This is a genomic window from Mesorhizobium qingshengii, from assembly GCF_027563465.1.
Lineage (GTDB): Bacteria > Pseudomonadota > Alphaproteobacteria > Rhizobiales > Rhizobiaceae > Mesorhizobium > Mesorhizobium qingshengii_A.
Genome location: NZ_JAPFQA010000061.1, coordinates 1 through 514 on the forward strand (window position 1 = coordinate 1; position 514 = coordinate 514).

1 protein-coding gene is annotated in these 514 nt (G+C 59.3%); it reads left to right on the plus strand.

Annotated elements, in window-relative coordinates; all coding sequences use genetic code 11:
- Positions 1-2 precede the first annotated feature (2 nt).
- Positions 3-514 (plus strand): corrinoid protein (locus OOJ09_RS31955; RefSeq protein WP_269909028.1); only part of this gene is annotated, 512 nt, incomplete at its 3' end.

The following is a 514-nucleotide window of genomic DNA, read 5'->3' on the forward strand; positions in this document are numbered from 1 at the left end:
AAATGTCCGACGACGAGATCATCCTTTCCGAACTTTCCGACGACGAGTTGGTGCAGCAGATGCACGACGATCTTTATGACGGGCTGAAGGAAGAGATCGAGGAAGGCACGCAGATCCTGCTCGAGCGCGGTTGGGTGCCCTACAAGGTGCTGACCGAGGCGCTGGTCGAAGGCATGCGCATCGTCGGCGAGGATTTTCGCGACGGCATCCTGTTCGTGCCGGAAGTGCTGCTTTCGGCCAATGCCATGAAGGCCGGCATGTTCATCCTGCGCCCGCTGCTTGCCGCCACCGGCGCGCCCAAGCAGGGCAAGATGGTGATCGGCACCGTCAAGGGCGACATCCACGACATCGGCAAGAACCTCGTCGGCATGATGATGGAAGGTGCCGGCTTCGACGTCATCGACCTCGGCATCAACAATGCGGTCGAAAAATATCTCGATGCGATCGAGCAGCATCAGCCCGACATCATCGGCATGTCGGCACTGCTGACCACGACCATGCCCTACATGAAGGT